Source organism: Wenxinia saemankumensis, from assembly GCF_900141735.1.
Taxonomy (GTDB): Bacteria; Pseudomonadota; Alphaproteobacteria; order Rhodobacterales; family Rhodobacteraceae; genus Wenxinia; species Wenxinia saemankumensis.
The window spans coordinates 228617-247641 of the sequence record NZ_FQYO01000005.1; the positions used below are offsets into that span (position 1 = coordinate 228617).

The window sequence follows — 19025 nt, forward strand, 5'->3', positions numbered from 1 at the left end:
GCGCGCGGCCGTCCGGGCGCGCGCGGGCCGAGAGTGCCGCAGGGCCGAGGAAGAGGGGTGCGCCCGGTGGCCGCGTCCGGGAGGACCGCCTGCCGGCGCGGGGGGCGCGCGGCCGGCGACGGCGTCCGCGACAGGTCCGCGACGGGGTGGGGGAGGCCCGCCGCGGGACCGGGCCTCAGGGGTACAGCGGCGCGAGGTCCACGCCGCCTGCGATCCGTGCGGCTGCCGGGGCGGGCAGGACCGGGCCGCGCAGCGCGGCGGCGCGGGCGTTCAGCGCGCCGATGCGTCCCGACAGGGCGGGGGCGGGATCGGCGGCGCCGGGCCGGTCCGCGGCCGCCAGGATCGGCCCCAGCGGCGCGAGGGCGGGGGGCGGACCGACCTCGGCCACGCCGGGCAGGCGCGCCTCGATCCCGGGCGCTGCGGCGCAGGCGCAGAGAAGGAGGACCGGCAGGGGGGCGAGGCGGCGGGGCATGCGTCCTTCATCCCCCGGCCCCGGGTCGCTTGGCAAGGGCGACCCGAGAGGGGTGCGTCGCGCAAGGCCGACCCGGGGCGGGATCGCCGTGCAACGCCCGCCAGGGCCGGGGTCGTCGTGCAAGGGCGAGCCGGGACGGGATCGCCGAGCAAGGCCGACCCGGGCCGGGGTCGCTGCGCGAGGGCGGGTGCTGGCCCCCCGCGCCGGGAGGCGCTAGCACGTAGACGGCAAGCGGAGAGGCTGCATGGACCCGGACGATCCCTTCGACACGCGGCGCGACCTCGCCGCAGCCGGCCCGCGCCGGGTGGCGGCCGTGGCGGCGCTGGCCCTGCTCGGCCTGGTCCTCGTCTGGCTCGGCCTCGGCGCGGCGCCGGTGGAGGGGCGCGAGAGCCACCCGCTCGGCCGGGTCGCCCTGCTGGCGCTGGGCGTCCTCGCCCTTGTCGGGGCCGAGGCGGTGCGGCGGGCCACGGCGCGGGCGCTGATCCTCGACCGCACGGGCCTGCACGACGACCGCGGCCGGATGCTGGCCCGCTGGGAGGAGATCGCCCGCGTCGATCGCGGCGCCTTCGCCTTCAAGCCGTCCAACGGGTTCGTCCTGCACCTGACCGGCCGCGCGCCGCGCGGCTGGGCGCCGGGCCTGTGGTGGCGGATCGGGCGGCGGGTCGGTATCGGCGGCGTGCTGAACGCCCGCGCCTCCCGCGTGATGGCCGAGGAGATCGCGATGCGGCTGGCCCTGTCCCGGCAGGGGCCGGGAGGCGGCGGCCGGGGCTGACCCTCCGCGCTGCGCACCGGGGCATCCGGCGCGGCCGGACGGAGAGGGGGCCACCCGGCGACCGCCCGGGGCGCAGCCTTCGGGCAGGTCATCCCCCGGGGGCGGGCGGCGGCCCGCGGGGCGAAGATACCGGTGCCCGGCCCCCGGTGACCCTCAGCAGACCGCGTCGAGGAACGAGCCTTCCGGATCCTCGTTGAAGCAGAGCTGGCCGCCGCGGGGCCGCGTCACCACGAAGTCCTCGAAGGTGAAGGCGTCGATCCCGACGCGGAATCCCGGCTCGTAATCGACCCAGGTCTCGACGACGATGGCCCGCTCGACGGGGGACATGACGGGGATCTGCGCGCGTGCGGCGGCGAGCCCCGCATCGGTCAGGGCCGGCGGGCCGCCCCGCGGCTCGGACCAGCGGACGACGTAGCGGTCCTCGTCCGCGTCGTAGCCGATCACCGTGACCCGCAGGGCCATCGGCTCGTCGCCCCCGACGAGGAACTGCTGCAGCTCGGACATCGTGTCGATGAAGGCGGGGGTGACGTAGCTCGTCTCGCGGCTCAGCGTGTCGCCGATCGTGTAGGCCGCCTTGATGTTGACGGTCTGCGCCCGGTAGGCGTCGAAGAAGACGTAGGTGCCCAGGTAGCACCACAGGATCGCCGGCAGCATGATCACCGCCTCGACGGTGACGCTGCCGTCCTCGCGCCGGAACGGGGCGGACGCCGACGCGGCGAGGGCGTGCAGCGCGGCCCTCACGGCTCCACCACGAAGGACGAGGTGGCGATCAGCGCGTAGGATCCGTCGGATCGGCGGGGCAGCGAGGCGCCGAGGCCCGTCGTCGGGAACATCGGGTCGAACAGCGCGCAGACCCGCAGGATCATCAGCTGGTTGCGCCCGCCCTGCTGCCAGCTGCGCGGCGGCAGGTCCGGCTCGGCATGGTCCACGCAATCGGCGCCGTCCATCTCGACCGGCGCGCCGGCCCAGACGTCGATCCGGCGCATCTCGAGCTTCACCTCCGCCGCGCAGCCGCGCAGTACGGGCAGGTTCTCGCAGAGAGCCGCGACGAGCGTGTCGTGGTCCCCGTCCTCGAGCGTGCCGATCCGTACCCCGCGCACGGCGAGGTCGAGCGCGCGGTCCAGCATGACGTGCCGCGTCATCAGCATCCCCAGCTCGAAGCTCGACAGCAGCAGCAGGATGAAGCCCGGCAGCAGGATCACGAATTCCAGCGTGGCCGAACCGCTTTCGTCTCGGGCGAGGAAGGCGCGCAGCCAGCTCACTGGGTCAGCCTCAGCGCGCTGATCTGATGGGCGATCGCCATGTAGACGTCGGTGATCCGGTCGCCTTCGGCGGTGTAGAAGTTCTGCGGCGTCGAGGCGCAATCGGCCAGCGGCTGGGCGAATTCGGAATAGACCTCGAACCCGATCGAGAAGACGGTGATCCCGGCCGCGTCGGCGGCGTCGCAGATCCGGTTCAGGCGGTCGTTCTTCACCGGCTCGTCCAGGTAGTCCACGCTTGCCCAGAACCAGTCGACATAGGCCTGGTCGTTGCCGGTCTGGTTGCGCCGGAAATCGTAGGCATGGCCGCGCACGCTGACGCGGGCGAAGAGGTCCGGCCAGGTGAGGCGGCGCCAGGTGGTGGTCCCGACACGCTCCTGCGTGCGGGCGTCCGCAGGCCCCGAGATGGTCAGGGCGGGGATGGACTCGAACCGGCGGGTATCGGGATCGAACAGGTTCTCGCCCGGCCGGCCGTCGCCGTCGCGGTCGCCGACCTCGAAGTCCTGGACCCGGATCCGCGTGCCGTCGGTCCAGATGTCGGACAGGCCGGACCGGAACGCGTCCCGCATCTCGTAGTGGAAACGGTTGTAGCCGTCCGACATGACGATCAGGATCTTCCGCGTATTGGGGCGATCGTAGTCGAACGGACGCCCGGCCATCGCCGGACCCACCTCGCCGCTGGCGATCATCCCGTCGATGACGGGGCGGGCCGAGGGGTCGAGCAGCGCCGCCCCCCATTTCACGCCCATCTCGATCGAGGTCATGTCCTGCGTGCCGAGCGCCGCGATCATCCGCCGGATCCCGTCCTCGTCGTTCGAGACCGGCAGGATCACGGCCGCCGGGTCGGTGTTGCAATTGGCGAAGTAGAACTGGCGGTAGGGATGGGACGCGCCCCCCGTCCGGGCATCCATGTGCCCGCCCTGGCGGAGGGGATGCGTCGGCGGGATCCCGGCGCTGTCGTAGACGTCGTCCGGCAGGTCCACGCAGAAGCTGTATTCGTGGTCGAGCGGCACGTCGTACTGCGCGATCATCCCCCGGGGGAGCGAGACCTGGGTGGCATAGGGGACGACCGAGAAGCTGACGTAATCGGGGCCGTACTCGTCGAACATGTAGGCGACGAAGGTGTCGGCGGCGGAGCGGAGGTTCTCGATCCGGCGGTTCTGCGCCATCGAGCCCGAGATGTCGACGACGAGCGCGATCTCGAGGCTCTGGCGCTGCTCGCTCGCGACCGAGGCGGCGGGGGCGAGCAGCGACTCGATCCCGACCAGCGGCAGGAAGATCGCCGGCATGTCGGCGCTGGCGGTCGCGGTGACGGTGCGCTCGTTCGCCTGCTGCTGCACCTCGACCCGGCCCAGATTGGCGGTCAGGCCGGCCGCGTCGATGTAGCTTTGCACCACGTCGCGCGGCTGCAGCTCGTTGTCGAGCGACGCGGCGGCGAGGACCGCCCGGTCCAGCGTCGTCTGCAGCCGGGCACGGCTGTTCTCGAACCGCACGAAATCCACCGCCATGCCGGCGACGATCAGCATCAGGATGATCATGAAGAGGGCGAAGACGACCATGCTTCCCTCCTCGCCCCGCGCGAAGCGGGCGAGGCGCGGCCCGGCGCCGGCACGCCGTCCTCGCTGCGGGGTCGGATGCATCATCCCTCGCTTCCGACGGGGGCGGGCGGGACCGCAGCGGCGGGCCGGGCGTCCTTCCGTCGGGTTCTGTCAGTCGGTCGGACCGAGAGTGTCCCCCGCGATTGGTCGAAATGTGGCACGGCACTGTCGAAAACGCGTTGATTGCAGGAAGTTCCGCGTACAACCCGCCCCCGGCCCGGGCGATCGGCCGCGCCGGGGCGATGACCTGCCCGAAGGTCAGGCCGGACGCGAAAGTGCAAAAGCCACGCTTGCCGGCTGAAATCGGGCCCGGGGGGACTAGAGTGATCGCGGGGCGGTCGTGCCGATTCGACGACCGGAGCCAAGGAAGGAGACCCGCCATGACCAGCGAACCGACCCAGCCGCTCGAGCCGAGCTTCCGCGACAGCGTCGACATCATGTTCAACCGCGCCGTCCGGCTGATGGACCTGCCGCCCGGGCTGGAGGAGAAGATCCGGGTCTGCAACGCGACCTATACCGTGCGGTTCGGCGTCCGCCTGCGCGGACAGATCCACACCTTCACCGGCTACCGCTCGGTCCATTCCGAGCACATGGAGCCGGTCAAGGGCGGCATCCGCTACTCGATGGGGGTCCACCAGGACGAGGTCGAGGCTCTGGCCGCCCTGATGACCTACAAGTGCGCACTGGTCGAGGTGCCCTATGGCGGCTCGAAGGGGGGGCTCCGCATCGATCCGCGCGAATGGGAGGAGCACGAGCTGGAGCTCATCACCCGCCGCTTCGCCTACGAGCTGGCGAAGCGCGACCTCATCAACCCGGCCCAGAACGTGCCCGCCCCGGACATGGGCACGGGCGAGCGCGAGATGGCCTGGATCGCCGACCAGTACCGTCGGATGAACACCACGGACATCAATGCCAGCGCCTGCGTCACCGGCAAGCCGCTGAATGCGGGCGGCATCGCCGGCCGGGTCGAGGCGACGGGGCGGGGGGTGCAATACGCGCTGCGCGAGTTCTTCCGCCATCCCGAGGACGTGGCGAAGGCGAACCTGTCCGGCGGCCTCGAGGGCAAGCGCATCATCGTGCAGGGCCTCGGCAATGTGGGCTACCACGCCGCCAAGTTCCTGTCCGAGGAGGACGGCGCGCGGATCACCGGCATCATCGAACGCGACGGCGCGCTGCACGACGAGAACGGGCTGGACGTGGAGAAGATCCACCAGTGGATCCGCTCGCACGGGACGATCAAGGGCTATCCCGAGGCCTCGCTGGTCGAGGACGGCGCGGGCTATCTCGAGGCCGATTGCGACATCCTGATCCCCGCCGCGCTGGAGGGGGTGATCCATCGCGACAACGCCGACCGCGTGAAGGCCCCGCTGATCATCGAGGCCGCGAACGGCCCGATCACCGCCCGGGGCGACGAGATCCTGCGCCGCAAGGGCACGGTCATCATCCCGGACATGTACGCCAATGCGGGCGGCGTGACGGTCAGCTATTTCGAATGGGTCAAGAACCTGTCGCATATCCGCTTCGGCCGGATGCAGCGCCGCGCGGAAGAGACCCAGCACCACATGATCGTGGACGAGCTGGAGCGGCTCAGCGCGGACAAGGGCCTCGGCTGGACGCTCTCGGAAGGATTCAAGTCGCGCTACCTCAAGGGGTCGGGCGAGCTGGAGCTGGTGCGCTCTGGCCTCGACGACACGATGCGCACCGCCTACCAGGCGATGCGGGAGGTCTGGAACGCCCGCGACGACGTGAGCGACCTGCGCACGGCCGCCTATCTCGTCGCCATCGGGCGCGTGGCGGGCAGCTACCGGGCGAAGGGGCTCTGACCCCCGGCGCCGGCAGGGCGGACGGCCCCGGCCGCCCGGCCCCGGCATCGCCCGGTGGGGCCATCCTGCTGGCCGGCGGGAACGGGGGGCGCCTTCCGGTCGGCGCCGTGGCGAGAGGCGGGCCGGAACCCGGCCCCGTGGCGAGTCGTGGGCGGGAAGCCGGCCGAATTTCGGCGTCAGCATGGCAAAGGCTGGATTAACCTCGCGAATTGAGAAGCCGCCCGGCCGGTGGACCCGCCCAAAGCCCTGCAAAGATTGAGGCCGGGCCGGGCCCTCTCCGCCTCAATTCACCATACTCAACAATTCCCTGCCCAATTCCCGTCGTATCGTCGACAGACCACCCTGCGACACCCACCCTCGCAGTCGTCCGTCCGGACGGGAGAGGGACATGAAAGCTGGGAACACGATTCGCGCCGTGCTGACGGCAGGACGGCCGACCTCGGGGGCAGGGCGGAGGGCGATCGCGCGTTTCGCCGCCGACGAGGGCGGCGCGATGCTCATCTTCCTTCTGTTCCTGGTCATCCTCGTCCTGATGATCGGCGGGGCCTCGGTCGACTACGTCCGGTTCGAAAGTGACCGGGCGCGGCTGCAATCCATGCTCGACCGGGCGACGCTGGCCGCCGCCGACCTCGAGCAGACGATCGATTCCGAGACCGTCGTGCGCGATTTCGCCCGGCGCGAGGGGCTGGCCGACAACATCACCAGCGTGACGGTGAGGAACGAGTTCAACTCGCGCACGGTCGAGGCCAGCGCCTCGCTGCGCCACAACACGATCTTCCTGCCCCTGCTCGGCATCGACGAGATGACCGTCCTGTCCAGCAGCGAGGCGCGCGAGGACGTGCTCGACATCGAGGTGATGATGGTGCTCGACGTCTCCGGCTCGATGGCCGGGGAGAAGATCGAGAACCTCGAGCTGGCGGCGCTGAACTTCGTCGACATCCTCAAGGAGGACGATCCGGACGACCGGGTCACCATCGGGATCGTGCCGTTCAACGGGCAGGTCAATCTCGGCCCGACGCTGGCCGGGCGATACCTCACGCCGACCACGACCGCTGCCGGCTACTACAACGTCACCAGTCATCCCTACCGCCGCAACGTGGCCTGCGTCGACCTGCCGCCCAGCGTCTATACCGGGTCGGACATCTCCCACAGCATGCTGCTGCCCGCGACCGGTTACGCCGACCTCTTCACCGCGCCCTACCGCTATTCGTGGAGCTACACGCCCCCGGACTACAACCGACCCAACACCAACAACATGTGGTGCCAGGATTCCACGGCGAACCAGGTCCTGCTGCCGACGGGCGATATCGGCGACCTGCAGGACGCGATCCGGGGGCTCGACGCCGTGGGCGCCACCTCGATCAACGCGGGGCTGCGCTGGGGGCTGACCTTCGTCGACGAGGACGAGCGGGACTTCTTCAACCAGCTGCGGGCGGCCGGCCACATGGGGCCCGAGATGGCCAACCGGCCCTTCGAGCAGAACGAGACCAACACGATGAAGGTCGTCGTGCTGATGACCGACGGCGAGCATTTCGCCGAGGAGCGCCTGAATCCCGGATACCGCTCGGGCGAATCGCCGATCTGGCGCGCCTCCGACGGCCGCTATTCGATCTACCATTCCTGGCGCGGCGGCTCGAACCGCTACTGGTGGCCGCATAGCGGCGAATGGAAGAGCTATCCCTATCCCAGCAGCACGACGGCCGTCCGTCAGGATTGGCGCCAGATCTGGGAAGAGGTGCGGGTGCAGTACGTGGCGTGGGAGCTCTATGCCCGCGCCTCCGGCAACACCAACACCTACTACAACACGCTCGACGCCTTCCGCAGCCAGACCGGCACCGCGACCATGGACGCCCAGCTGCGCCGGATCTGCGACGATGCCCGGGACGACGACATCGTCATCTTCGGCGTGTCCTTCCAGGCGCCGCAGAACGGAAGGCAGCTGATCTTCGACTGCTCGTTCACCCCCTCGCATTTCTACGATGCCGAGGTGGACGACGTGCAGGACGTGTTCGAGGCGATCGCCAACCAGATCCAGTCGCTGAGGCTGGTGCAATGATCGGGCGCTTCGTGAAGGGCTTCCTCGCCTCGGAGGAGGGGACGGCCACGCTGGAATTCTGTCTCTACTTCGTGCCGGTGATGTACATCTTCTTCACCGGGCTCGAGCTGGGCCTCGTCCAGACGCGTCACGTGATGCTCGAGCGTTCGCTCGACCTCGCGGTGCGGGACGTGCGGCTGGGGCGCCTGACGCCGGTCAATCACGCCACGCTGTCCGAGCGGGTCTGCTCGTACAACCCGCTCCTCTCCAGCTGCGCCGACCTGCGCCTCGAGATGGAGCGGCTGGACCCGCGGGACCTGACGCTGATCGCCGACGACGCCGATTGCGCCGATCGCGGCGACGACGAGAAGCCGATCCGGTCGAGCTTCGACCGGCTCGACGGCAACCAGATGGCGATCCTGCGGGCCTGCGCCCTGTTCGACCCGATGTTCCCCGGCGCAGGCCTCGGCGCGTCGATCTACAAGGAATCCGAGGGCGCCTACGGCCTGATCGCCACGTCCCTCTTCGTGGTGGAGCCGCGCGAATGACCGGGGCGCTGCAAAAGGTCCGCGCGGGCCTCGGGCGGTTCGCCGGCCGGTTCCTGCGCCGCAGCGAGGGGACGGTCACGGTCGAGCTGGTCATGGGCCTGCCGATGGTGGTCTGGGCGATGATGGCAGGCTGGGTCTACTACGACAGCTTCCGCACCGAGGCGACGAACACCCGCGCCGCCTACACGATCGGCGACGCGCTGAGCCGCGAGACGAACTTCATCTCTCCGGTCTACATGAACAGCCTGTCCGAGCTGCAGGGCTTCCTCCTGCAATCGGACCAGGACCGCGCGCTGCGGGTCACCGTGGTCCGCTACGAGCAGAGCCGCGACCGCCACCGCGTGGTCTGGAGCCAGGTGCGCGGCACGATGTCGGGGATCCAGCCGCTGCAGAACGCCGACATCGCCGCGCACTACGACCGGATCCCGATCACCTCGAATGCGGGCCGCATGATCCTGGTCGAGAGCTGGCTCGACTACGAGCCTGACGCGAATGTCGGGCTCGACGCCTACACCTTCTACAACTTCACCGCGACGCGGCCGCGCTTCGCCGGGCAGCTCTGCTGGAACAGCAACGAGAACGGCGACCTGGCCACCTCGACCTGCTGAGAAGCGGCGGCGGGGCGGCACACGCCCGCCCCGCGCCCGGGGGTCGCGGCGACGACCGGCCGCCCCGGCGCTTGAACGCGCCGCCGGCGGGGCCGATATTCGACCCATGAGTCTTCCCCCCACCTTCCTCGACGAGCTGCGCGCGCGGCTCTCCCTCGGCCAGGTCGTCGGCCGCAAGGTCATGTGGGACAATCGCAAGTCGAACCAGGGGAAGGGCGATCTCTGGGCGCCGTGCCCGTTCCACCAGGAGAAGACCGCCAGCTTCCACGTCGATGATCGCAAGGGCTTCTACTACTGCTTCGGCTGCCACGCGAAGGGCGACGCCATCTCCTTCGTGATGGAGACCGAGAACGTCCCCTTCATGGAGGCGATCGAGATCCTGGCTGGCGAGGCGGGGATGCAGATGCCCGCCCGCGATCCCGCCGCGAAGGAGAAGCAGGACGAGCGCGCCCGCCTCCACGAGGTGATGGACGAGGCGATCCGCTGGTTCCGCCTTCAGCTGCGCACAGCCGCCGGGGCGGAGGCGCGGGCCTATCTCGACCGTCGCGGTCTGGGCGAGGCGGCGCGCGAACGGTGGGAGATCGGCTTCGCCCCCCCGGGCTGGGAAGGGCTGCGCGAGGCGCTGATGGGGCGTGGCATCGACGTGAAGGACCTGCTGGCCTGCGGGCTGGTGCGGAACTCGGACAAGGGCAGGGCGCCCTACGACGTGTTCCGGGGGCGCATCATGTTCCCGATCCGCGACGGGCGGGGGCGGCCCATCGCCTTCGGCGGGCGGGCGATGGATCCGTCGGACAATGCCAAGTACCTGAACTCGCCCGAGACGCGGCTCTTCGACAAGGGACGCTCGCTCTACAACCACGCTCCCGCGCGCGAGGCGGCGGGCAAGGGTCAGCCGCTGATCGTGGCCGAGGGCTACATGGACGTGATCGCGCTGGCCGAGGCGGGGTTCGGCGCCTCCGTCGCGCCGCTGGGGACCGCGATCACCGAGGAGCAGCTCGCCCTGCTCTGGCGGATCGCGCCTGAACCGGTGATCGCGCTCGACGGCGACGCGGCGGGCCTGCGCGCCGCGATGCGGGTCATCGACCTCGCCCTGCCGCTGATGGAGGTGGGCAAGTCGTTGCGCTTCGCGCTGATGCCGCAGGGCCAGGACCCGGACGACCTATTGCGGGCCAAGGGGCCGGAGGCGGTGAAGCAGGTGCTCGACGGCGCGCTGCCGATGGTCGACCTGCTCTGGCGGCGCGAGACGGAAGGAAAGTCCTTCGACAGTCCCGAGCGGCGGGCCGCGCTCGATCACGCTCTGCGTGGCGCGACCGGGAAGATCCGCGATCCCTCGTTGCGGCACCATTACGACCAGGCGCTGAAGGACCGCAAATGGGAGCTGTTCCGCGGCCAGCGCCCGGCGAAGCCGCGGCGGGCCTGGACCCCCGGCAAGCCCCCGCCGGAACCCGTGCGGGCCGAGACGCGCGGCTCGATCCTTGCCGCGGCGGGCGACAGCGAGGACCGCCTGCGCGAGGCGGCGATCCTCGCCACCCTGGTCGTGACCCCCGGCGCGCTGACCGAGTTCGAGGCCGAGATCGAGCGGATGGAGTGCCGGGATCCCGCCCATCGGCGCATCCGCGACGCGATCCTTCGGCTGGGCGCGGCGCAGGACCTCAGGGCCGAACTGGCGCACGACCTCGGCGAGGCGGCCCTTGAAACGCTCTTTGCCGAGCGCCATGTGGCGATCACGCCGGCGGTCCGCCGCCCCGGCGACATCGAAACGGCCCGGCTCGGCCTCGCCGAGGATCTCGCCCGGCTCGGCGCCCGCCGCGGGCAGGCCCGCGAGATCGCCGAGGCCGCCCTCGACGTCGAGGGGGTCGCGGACGAGGGGCTGACCTGGCGGCTTGCCCAGGCGGCGCGTGCGCTCGAACGGGCGGGGCGCGGCGATGGCGAGGACCGGGCGGAATACGAGACGGGCCCGAACGGCGCCAAGGTCCGGCGCGAAGAGCGGACCGCCTTCGCTGACCTGCTGGGGCGGATCGACTATGCCAAGGGCGGCGCCCGCGGCGGGACCAGTGGCGGGGGCGGAGGCCGGCCCCGCTGATGCCGAAGGGGCGGTCGCGGACCGCCCCGGCGCGACGACCGAATGTGATGCGGATTTGCCGCCGCCCCCGTTGCGAATCACCTCCCTTTGGTTGATTCGTGACCAATTCCGCCTACCTGATTCGATCAGGTGCGGAACGCGACGAGCGGCAGTGGGGACCGGCAACGGGACCGCTTTTGCGGGACTTATCGAGGGGATATGATGGCCGCCAAGGACAACACCGACGAGAGCCGCAAGGACGAGAGCGACGACGACAACATCTCGCTCGACATGAGCCAGGCGGCGGTCAAGAAGATGATCGCCGAGGCCCGCGAGCGCGGTTACATCACCTACGATCAGCTCAACCAGGTTCTCCCGCCCGATCAGGTCAGCTCCGACCAGATCGAGGACGTGATGTCGATGCTCTCGGAAATGGGCATCCAGGTCACCGAGGAGGAGGAATCCGAGGAGGTCGAGGAGAACAAGGGCTCGCGCGAGGTCGCGACGACCGGCAACCGCGAGGTCGCCGTCGGCAGCGGCGATTCCGAGAAGCTCGAGCGCACCGACGACCCCGTCCGCATGTACCTGCGCGAGATGGGCAGCGTCGAGCTGCTCTCGCGCGAGGGCGAGATCGCCATCGCCAAGCGGATCGAGGCCGGGCGCAACACGATGATCCTCGGGCTCTGCGAGAGCCCGCTGACCTTCCAGGCGATCACGATCTGGCGCGACGAGCTGCTGTCCGAGGACATCCTGCTGCGCGACGTGATCGACCTCGAGGCGACCTTCGGCACCCAGATGGAAGAGGACGGCGAGGCCGGCGAATCCGTCGTGCCCGGCGCCGCGACTCCCGAGGGCGGCGCCCGCAAGGAGGGCGGCGGGCAGGAGCTCGACGCCGACGGCAACCCGATCTCCAGCGACGACGACGATGACGACGACGAGCAGGCGAACATGTCGCTCGCCGCGATGGAGGGCGCGCTCAAGCCGCGCGTGCTCGAGACGCTCGAATGCATCGCGATGGATTTCGAGGCCCTGTCCGAGATGCAGGACGCCCGGATGAGCGCGACGCTGAACGAGGACAGCTCGTTCAGCCAGGCGCAGGAAGAGAAGTACCAGCAGCTGCGCAGCCAGATCGTCGAGATGGTGAACTCGCTGCACCTGCACAACAACCGGATCGAAGCGCTGGTCGACCAGCTCTACGGCATCAACCGCCGGATCATGTCGATCGATTCGAGCATGGTGAAGCTCGCCGATCAGGCGCGCATCAACCGGCGCGAGTTCATCGACGAGTATCGCGGCGCCGAGCTCGATCCCGGCTGGATGGACCGGATGGGCGCCAAGTCCGGCCGGGGCTGGCAGATGCTGTTCGAGAAGTCCTCGGACAAGATCGAGGAGCTGCGCGGCGAGATGGCGCAGGTCGGCCAGTATGTGGGCGTCGACATCCAGGAGTTCCGCCGCATCGTCCAGCAGGTCCAGAAGGGCGAGAAGGAAGCGCGGCAGGCCAAGAAGGAGATGGTCGAGGCGAACCTGCGGCTCGTCATCTCGATCGCCAAGAAATACACGAACCGTGGCTTGCAGTTCCTTGATCTCATTCAGGAAGGCAATATCGGCCTGATGAAGGCCGTGGACAAGTTCGAGTATCGCCGCGGCTACAAGTTCAGCACCTACGCGACGTGGTGGATCCGCCAGGCGATCACCCGGTCCATCGCCGACCAGGCGCGGACGATCCGCATCCCGGTCCACATGATCGAGACGATCAACAAGCTGGTCCGCACCGGCCGCCAGATGCTGCACGAGATCGGCCGCGAGCCGACGCCCGAGGAGCTGGCCGAGAAGCTGCAGATGCCGCTCGAGAAGGTCCGCAAGGTGATGAAGATCGCCAAGGAGCCGATCAGCCTCGAGACGCCCATCGGCGACGAGGAGGACAGCCAGCTCGGCGACTTCATCGAGGACAAGAACGCCGTCCTGCCGCTCGACAGCGCCATCCAGGAGAACCTGAAGGAGACGACGACCCGGGTCCTCGCCTCGCTCACGCCCCGCGAGGAGCGGGTCCTGCGGATGCGTTTCGGCATCGGGATGAACACCGATCACACGCTCGAGGAGGTCGGCCAGCAGTTCAGCGTGACCCGCGAACGCATCCGCCAGATCGAGGCGAAGGCCCTGCGCAAGCTCAAGCACCCCTCGCGGAGCCGCAAGCTGCGCAGCTTCCTCGACCAGTAGGGCCGCCGGGATCGTGGCGGGCGGCATTCCGGTGCCGGCCGCCGGATCGTTTGAACGAGGCAGGGGGCGGGCCCCCGCGCCAGGCCCTGCGGGCAGGGCGCAGCGCCCACGACCGGACCGACCACGGAGGACCGACCTGATGTCATGGCTATCCAGATTGCTCGGTGGGGGCGCGGCCGCCCCGGCGAAAACCTCCGCCGCGCCGGAGGCCTACAAGGACTTCCTTATCTATCCCGAGCCGCAGAAGGACGGCGGCAAGTGGCGGATCGCCGGAAGGGTGGAGAAGGGCGAGCGGAGCCATCACTTCGTCCGGGCCGATACGCTCGAGACCGAGGAGCAGGGCGTGGCCGAGAGCCTGGCCAAGGGCAAGCTGATCGTCGACCAGCTGGGCGAGAGCGTCTTCGACTGATGTCCCTCAATGATCTGAACGACGGGCTGCCGGACGCCCTGCAGCCGCTGGTGGATTACATCCGCACGGACCACGAGTATCGCGCGCCGGTCGTGTGCTTCGTCGGCACCGACCAGATGGTCGAGGTCGATCCGGGCGAGGAGATCGCCCTGGAGGACGAGGAGCGGTTCGTCGAGGCGATCCTCCAGGCCAACGGGCTGGGCCTGACGGGGGCGGTGATCTTCTGCCGCCATCCCCGGGCCGAGGACCAGCTGCGTATGATCGTCGCCGGTGAGGACGAGTTCCGCTTCTTCCGCGTGCCCCCGATGGGGCCCGTGCTCGAGGATGCCCGTCCCGGCTTCTGGGCGCTGCGCCCGATGGCGGCCGAGGACCGCCCCGAAGGGGGCGGCACGCCCGGCCTGCACTAGCCCGTGCCGGGGCCCCTAGGTCCGGGGCATCAGGTAGACCTCGCGCACGTCCGCGCTGCCCCGCGCGGTCAGTGCCAGCATGACCGCGTCGGCCACGTCCTCCGGCTTCAGCTTGTCGGGCTTGGGCTCGTCGAAGAACGGCGTGTCGACCATGCCGGGCGCGATCACCGTGCAGCGCCCGCCCCATTCGCGCATCTCCTCGGACAGGTTGCCGGCATAGCCGTGCACGAACCATTTCGTGGCCCCGTAGACCGACCCCGCGATATGCCGTCGCCCGGCGGCGCTGCCGGTCAGCAGGATGTGGCCCCTGCGCGGCTTCAGATGGGGCAGGGCGGCCTTCACTGTCTTCAGCAGGGCCATGATGTTGAGGTCGATCATGCCCTGCCAGTCGTCGAGATCGCCGTCCTCGGTCCCCTTGCCGGACGTGCCGCGCCCCGCATTGGCATAGGCGGCATCGACCCCGCCGAACCGTTCGGCGAGCTGCGCGAGCGCGCGGTCCTGCGCCGCGAAGTCGGTGGCGTCGCCCGGCAGGGCGAGCGCGCGCGCCCCGAGCTCGTCGGCGAGGGCCGCGATCTTCTCCTCCGACCGGGCGAAGAGGCCGACATTCCAGCCCCCCGCGACGGCCGCGCGGGCCGTGGCGGCGCCGATCCCGGTGGAGGCGCCGGTGATGAAGAGGGTCCGGTCGGTCATGTCGTGCTCCCGTGTCGTGGTCGCGGGGGCAACGCCCGAGCGGCCGGCCGGGTCCGCGCGGCTTGACGCCGCAGGACCGAAAGGAGAACATCGCCGCGTCCCGAGGAGTCCCCGTCCATGCCGTTTTCTTCCGAAGCCCTCGTCGCGGCTCTCGCCTTCGTGGCCCTCGCCCTGCTGGCAATCGCCCTCCTCTCGGTCCGGTCGGGTCGCGCGCAGCTCGCCGCGCTGCGGGCCGATCTGGATGCCGCCCGGACCGAGCGCGACCGGGCCGGCGAGCGGCTGGACGGCCGCGAGACCCGGCTCGCCGAGCTGTCCGCCGAGCTCGAGGCCCTGCGCGCCGCGCGCGAGACTGACCGTGCCGCCCATGATGAGACCGCCCGCCAGGCCGCCGCCCTGCGCGAGGCGGTCACCCGGATGGAGGCCGCGGCCGAGAAGGCGGCGGCCGAGATGGCCGCCCTGCAGGGCAGGCACGGCGCCCTGCAGGACGAGCATGGCGCGCTGCAGCGCCGCCATGCCCATCTGCAGGCCGATACCGACGGCAAGCTCGCCTCGGCCGAGCGCGAGGTCGCGGCGCTGAAGGACCTGCGCGAGGAGATGTCCCGCCGCTTCGAGGAGCTGGCCGGCGCCACGCTGCGCCGCACGGGCGAGGATTTCTCCAAGGCCCACACCGCCCGGCTGACCGAGCTGCTCACGCCGTTCCGCGAGCATGTCGGGCGGTTCGAGGCCGAGCTGCGGCAGGTCCACGGCAAGGCCGACGAGGAACGGGCGCGCCTGGCGCAGCAGATCTCGATGCTGACGACCCAGACCGAGACGGTCCGCAGCGAGGCGGCGAACCTCACCCGCGCGCTGAAGGGCGACCAGCAGAAGCAGGGCGCCTGGGGCGAGATGATCCTGGAACGCATCCTCGAGGATTCGGGCCTGCAGGAGGGCCTGCATTACGAGACGCAGGCCAGCCGCACCGACGAGGAGGGGGGCCGCTACCGCCCCGACGTGGTGGTCAAGATGCCGCGCCGGAAGGTGCTGGTCGTGGACAGCAAGGTCTCGCTCAAGGCCTATAACGAGCTCGTCGCGGCCGAGGACGACGCCCCGCGGGCCGAGGCGCTCGCCCGCCACGTCGCCTCGCTGCGGCGCCACATCGACACGCTCGCGGCCAAGGGCTACGACCGGCTGGAGCAGGGATCGGTCGATTACGTCCTGATGTTCGTGCCCATCGAGGGCGCGCTCTCGGCCGCGCTGGGCGCCCAGGGGGACCTCACCTCCTACGCCGTGTCCAAGGGCGTGGGGGTGATGACCCCCACCACCCTGATGGTCACGCTGCGCACGGTCGAGCATATCTGGACGGTCGAGCGGCGCGAGAGCAACGCCGAGGAGATCGCCCGCCGGGCCGGTCTCCTCTACGACAAGGTCGCGGGTTTCGTGGACAACATGAACAAGGTGGGCACCCATCTGGACAATGCGGTGCGTGCCCATTCCGACGCCTACGGCCAGCTCAGGACCGGGTCGGGCAACGTCCTGCGGCAGGTCGAGATGCTCAAGGAGATGGGGGCGAGGACGAAGAAGTCCCTGGCGACGGAGTTCGACGGGGCGGACGAGCCGCGCGCCCTGCCGGGCGAGGCGGCGGACTAGTGGCGCCCGTGCAACGGCTCCCCCCCGTCCCGGGACCGGCGGAACGCCCGGCCGCCCCGACTCGTTGACCCGTCGACCGGGCCCCAGCCGGAAAGGGAACCCCCGCCATGATCGCCGCCACGCTCGCCCTGATGTTCCTGCCGATCCTGCCGCCCGAGGAGAGCCGGGGAATGCAGGACGGTGCCACCATCGTCGTCGCGCCGCACGAACTCGCCGATTGCGAGGCGCTGGTCGCCGACCTGATCGGCACCGCACCCGTCGCGGACGCGACGGCGGACGTCGCCGCCATGCCGGAGGCGCCGATCCGCTGCGTGGTCGAGTGACCGGCACGTGATCGACCGCATCACTGTCGAGACGCGCGGCCCCGGCCTGATCGAGATCACGGACCGCCTGCCTCCGCTGGACGGGGACGGCCTGCTCACCCTTTTCGTGCGCCACACCTCCTGCTCGCTTCTGATCCAGGAGAACGCGGATGCCGAGGTCCGCACCGATCTGCAGGCCTATCTCGAGCGGCTCGCCCCGCGCTCGGACGACCCATCGATGTCCTATCTGCGCCATACCTACGAGGGGCCCGACGACATGCCCGGCCATATCCGCGCGGCGCTGCTGCCGGTCTCGCTCTCGATCCCGGTCGAGGACGGGCGGCCGCTGCTCGGTACCTGGCAGGGTGTCTATCTGGTCGAGCATCGCGACAGGCCGCACCGACGCGAGGTGGCGGTGGCCTACCAGCGTCTCTGACGCGTCGTTCCTTTTGCCACACTACATCTCGGGCGACGAATCGGCCCTACCCAAGGGATAGGCCCGTTCCTATAGTGCTGGCGGCAAGGGGGCGCAGGGCCCCAAGGGACGAGACGAGGACAGCCGATGCGGTGCCCCTTTTGCGGCAATGTCGACACGCAGGTGAAGGATTCCCGCCCGGCGGAGGACCATGTCGCGATCCGCAGGCGGCGCTTCTGCCCCGCCTGCGCGGGCCGCTTCACCACCTACGAACGCGTGCAGCTGCGCGACCTCGTCGTCATCAAGTCGACCGGCCGGCGCGAGGATTTCGACCGCGACAAGCTGGAACGCTCGATCCGCATCGCCTTGCAGAAGCGCCCCGTCGAGCCCGAGCGCATGGACCAGATGATCTCGGGCATCGTCCGGCGGCTGGAGAGCATGGGCGAGACCGACATTCCGTCCAAGGCGATCGGCGAGATCGTGATGGAGAGCCTCGCCCGGATCGACACCGTCGCCTATGTCCGCTTCGCCAGCGTCTACAAGAACTTCCAGGCCGCGGACGATTTCGACCGGTTCATCGACGAGCTGCGCCCCGCCTCCAAGACAGAGGCCTGAGACGGGCGTGACCGCGCAGGACGACCGTCGCCACATGGCGGCCGCGCTCGCCCTCGGCGCGCGGGGGCAGGGGCGGTGCTGGCCGAACCCGGCCGTGGGCTGCGTGATCGTCCGGGACGGCCGCGTGATCGGCCGCGCCCGCACTGCCGACGGGGGGCGCCCCCATGCCGAGATGCGGGCGCTGGCGATGGCCGGCCCGGCGGCGCGCGGCGCCACCGCCTACGTCACGCTCGAACCCTGCGCCCATCACGGCGCGACGCCCCCCTGCGCCGAGTCGCTGGTCGCGGCGGGGATCGCCCGGGTGGTGATCGCCGCCGCCGATCCCGACCCCCGCGTGGCGGGGCGCGGCGTCGCGATCCTCCGCGCGGCGGGGATCGCGGTGATGGAGGGCGTGCTCGCCGACCGGGCGGAGCGGGATCTGGCCGGCTTCCTGTCGCGCACGACACGGGGCCGGCCGGCGGTGACGCTGAAGCTCGCCGCCTCGCTCGACGGGCGGATCGCCACCGCGACGGGCGAGAGCCGCTGGATCACGGGGCCGGAGGCGCGGCGCGCCGTCCATGCGATGCGGGCCCGGCACGATGCGGTCATGGTCGGGGCCGGGACCGCGCGCGCGGACGATCCGATGCTCGACGTGCGGGGGCTCGGCATCGACCGCCAGCCGGTGCGCGTCGTCCTGTCCCGCCATCTCGACCTGCCGGGCGGAGGCCGGCTCGGGCACAGCGCGCGGGATCTGCCGCTCTGGCTCTGCCACGGGCCGACCGCCGCCGCCGATCTCCGCACGGCGTGGCAGGGGCGGGGCGCTATCCTGGTGCCCTGCGAGGTCGAGGGCGGCCAGCTCGATCCCGCCTCCGTCCTGGCCGCCCTCGGCGCGCGGGGGCTGACAGCGGTCTTCTGCGAGGGGGGCGGCGCGCTCGCCGCCTCGCTGATCTGCGCCGGCCTCGTCGACCGGCTCGTCACCTTTCAGGCGGGTCTCGCCATCGGAGCCGAGGGAACGCCCGCCCTCGCCGCGATGGGGCTGGGGCGCCTGGCCGAGGCGCCGCGCTTCGTGCTCGAGGAGGTACGCCCTCTCGGCCCCGACACGCTCGCGACCTGGCGTCCGGCCGGGACCTGATCCCGCCCCCTGCTCTTATCTTGCCCCAAATACTCCGGCGATCGCTCCGGGCCGGG

Annotated in this window: 19 protein-coding genes; 14 read left to right on the forward strand and 5 right to left on the reverse strand. The window is 70.7% G+C overall.

The genetic code is table 11. The annotated features are described in order from the left end of the window. Window positions 1-175: 175 nt before the first annotated feature. Window positions 176-472: a hypothetical protein gene (locus BUE30_RS14735; RefSeq protein ID WP_073332685.1), complete on the reverse strand. Its 297-nt coding sequence runs from the start codon at window positions 470-472 to the stop codon at window positions 176-178. A 244-nt stretch (window positions 473-716) separates the two neighbouring features. Here BUE30_RS14735 and BUE30_RS14740 point away from each other — a divergent pair, with 244 nt between their 5' ends. Beyond that, on the forward strand, window positions 717-1244 hold the full coding sequence (locus tag BUE30_RS14740; protein WP_073332689.1) for a hypothetical protein: 528 nt from the start codon (window positions 717-719) through the stop codon (window positions 1242-1244). 153 nt (window positions 1245-1397) lie between these two features. Here BUE30_RS14740 and BUE30_RS14745 read toward each other — a convergent pair whose 3' ends face one another. Genes BUE30_RS14745 through BUE30_RS18095 form a run of 3 tightly spaced genes read right to left on the reverse strand, consistent with a single transcriptional unit; the run spans window position 1398 to window position 4062 of the window. Then, a complete protein-coding gene (locus BUE30_RS14745) occupies window positions 1398-1985 on the reverse strand; it encodes a TadE/TadG family type IV pilus assembly protein (protein ID WP_083601407.1) in 588 nt (195 codons plus the stop codon). Beyond that, a complete protein-coding gene (locus BUE30_RS18090; RefSeq protein ID WP_073332692.1) occupies window positions 1982-2506 on the reverse strand; it encodes a TadE/TadG family type IV pilus assembly protein in 525 nt (174 codons plus the stop codon). Before BUE30_RS18090 ends, BUE30_RS14745 begins: the two co-directional genes overlap by 4 nt. Continuing rightward, window positions 2503-4062 carry a TadE/TadG family type IV pilus assembly protein gene (locus tag BUE30_RS18095; RefSeq protein WP_170865654.1) on the reverse strand — a complete coding sequence of 520 codons (1560 nt, stop codon included), beginning with the start codon at window positions 4060-4062 and terminating at the stop codon, window positions 2503-2505. Before BUE30_RS18095 ends, BUE30_RS18090 begins: the two co-directional genes overlap by 4 nt. A gap of 419 nt (window positions 4063-4481) precedes the next feature. Here BUE30_RS18095 and BUE30_RS14760 point away from each other — a divergent pair, with 419 nt between their 5' ends. The 8 genes from BUE30_RS14760 to BUE30_RS14795 all read left to right on the forward strand — a co-directional run bounded on the left by BUE30_RS14760 (window position 4482) and on the right by BUE30_RS14795 (window position 14210). Continuing rightward, window positions 4482-5924, forward strand: coding sequence for a Glu/Leu/Phe/Val family dehydrogenase (locus BUE30_RS14760; protein WP_073332700.1), 1443 nt, complete (start codon window positions 4482-4484; stop codon window positions 5922-5924). A 388-nt stretch (window positions 5925-6312) separates the two neighbouring features. Beyond that, window positions 6313-7980: a pilus assembly protein TadG-related protein gene (locus BUE30_RS14765; protein WP_083601408.1), complete on the forward strand. Its 1668-nt coding sequence runs from the start codon at window positions 6313-6315 to the stop codon at window positions 7978-7980. Continuing rightward, window positions 7977-8507 carry a TadE/TadG family type IV pilus assembly protein gene (locus BUE30_RS14770; protein ID WP_073332708.1) on the forward strand — a complete coding sequence of 177 codons (531 nt, stop codon included), beginning with the start codon at window positions 7977-7979 and terminating at the stop codon, window positions 8505-8507. Before BUE30_RS14765 ends, BUE30_RS14770 begins: the two co-directional genes overlap by 4 nt. After that, window positions 8504-9115 (forward strand): TadE/TadG family type IV pilus assembly protein, encoded by a 612-nt coding sequence (locus BUE30_RS14775; protein ID WP_073332713.1) that lies wholly within the window; start codon window positions 8504-8506, stop codon window positions 9113-9115. The genes BUE30_RS14770 and BUE30_RS14775 overlap by 4 nt, the downstream gene beginning before the upstream one ends. 106 nt (window positions 9116-9221) lie before the next feature. Beyond that, complete coding sequence (dnaG, locus tag BUE30_RS14780) at window positions 9222-11198, forward strand: DNA primase (protein ID WP_073332717.1); 1977 nt, start codon at window positions 9222-9224, stop codon at window positions 11196-11198. A gap of 201 nt (window positions 11199-11399) precedes the next feature. Next, entirely contained in the window at window positions 11400-13394 is a 1995-nt protein-coding gene (gene rpoD, locus BUE30_RS14785) for an RNA polymerase sigma factor RpoD (protein ID WP_073333029.1), read from the forward strand. Between the two features lie 139 nt (window positions 13395-13533). Continuing rightward, on the forward strand, window positions 13534-13803 hold the full coding sequence (locus BUE30_RS14790; RefSeq protein ID WP_073332722.1) for an HlyU family transcriptional regulator: 270 nt from the start codon (window positions 13534-13536) through the stop codon (window positions 13801-13803). Next, window positions 13803-14210, forward strand: coding sequence for a hypothetical protein (locus BUE30_RS14795; protein WP_073332725.1), 408 nt, complete (start codon window positions 13803-13805; stop codon window positions 14208-14210). The genes BUE30_RS14790 and BUE30_RS14795 overlap by 1 nt, the downstream gene beginning before the upstream one ends. Before the next feature lie 15 nt (window positions 14211-14225). Here the strand turns inward: BUE30_RS14795 and BUE30_RS14800 are convergent, their stop codons facing one another. Further along, a complete protein-coding gene (locus BUE30_RS14800; protein ID WP_073332729.1) occupies window positions 14226-14900 on the reverse strand; it encodes an SDR family oxidoreductase in 675 nt (224 codons plus the stop codon). Between the two features lie 117 nt (window positions 14901-15017). Here BUE30_RS14800 and BUE30_RS14805 point away from each other — a divergent pair, with 117 nt between their 5' ends. The 5 genes from BUE30_RS14805 (at window position 15018) to ribD (ending at window position 18969) form a co-directional block, all read left to right on the forward strand. Continuing rightward, window positions 15018-16526 carry a DNA recombination protein RmuC gene (locus BUE30_RS14805; protein ID WP_073332733.1) on the forward strand — a complete coding sequence of 503 codons (1509 nt, stop codon included), beginning with the start codon at window positions 15018-15020 and terminating at the stop codon, window positions 16524-16526. Between the two features lie 107 nt (window positions 16527-16633). Further along, the gene (locus tag BUE30_RS14810) at window positions 16634-16849 is read left to right on the forward strand and encodes a hypothetical protein (RefSeq protein WP_073332737.1); all 216 of its coding nucleotides are present in this window, start codon (window positions 16634-16636) and stop codon (window positions 16847-16849) included. 7 nt (window positions 16850-16856) lie between these two features. Then, on the forward strand, window positions 16857-17264 hold the full coding sequence (locus BUE30_RS14815; protein WP_073332740.1) for a secondary thiamine-phosphate synthase enzyme YjbQ: 408 nt from the start codon (window positions 16857-16859) through the stop codon (window positions 17262-17264). Window positions 17265-17390: 126 nt separating this feature from the next. Next, a complete protein-coding gene (gene nrdR, locus BUE30_RS14820; RefSeq protein WP_073332744.1) occupies window positions 17391-17858 on the forward strand; it encodes a transcriptional regulator NrdR in 468 nt (155 codons plus the stop codon). A 7-nt stretch (window positions 17859-17865) separates the two neighbouring features. Beyond that, window positions 17866-18969 (forward strand): bifunctional diaminohydroxyphosphoribosylaminopyrimidine deaminase/5-amino-6-(5-phosphoribosylamino)uracil reductase RibD, encoded by a 1104-nt coding sequence (gene ribD, locus BUE30_RS14825; RefSeq protein WP_244526375.1) that lies wholly within the window; start codon window positions 17866-17868, stop codon window positions 18967-18969. Window positions 18970-19025 lie beyond the last annotated feature (56 nt).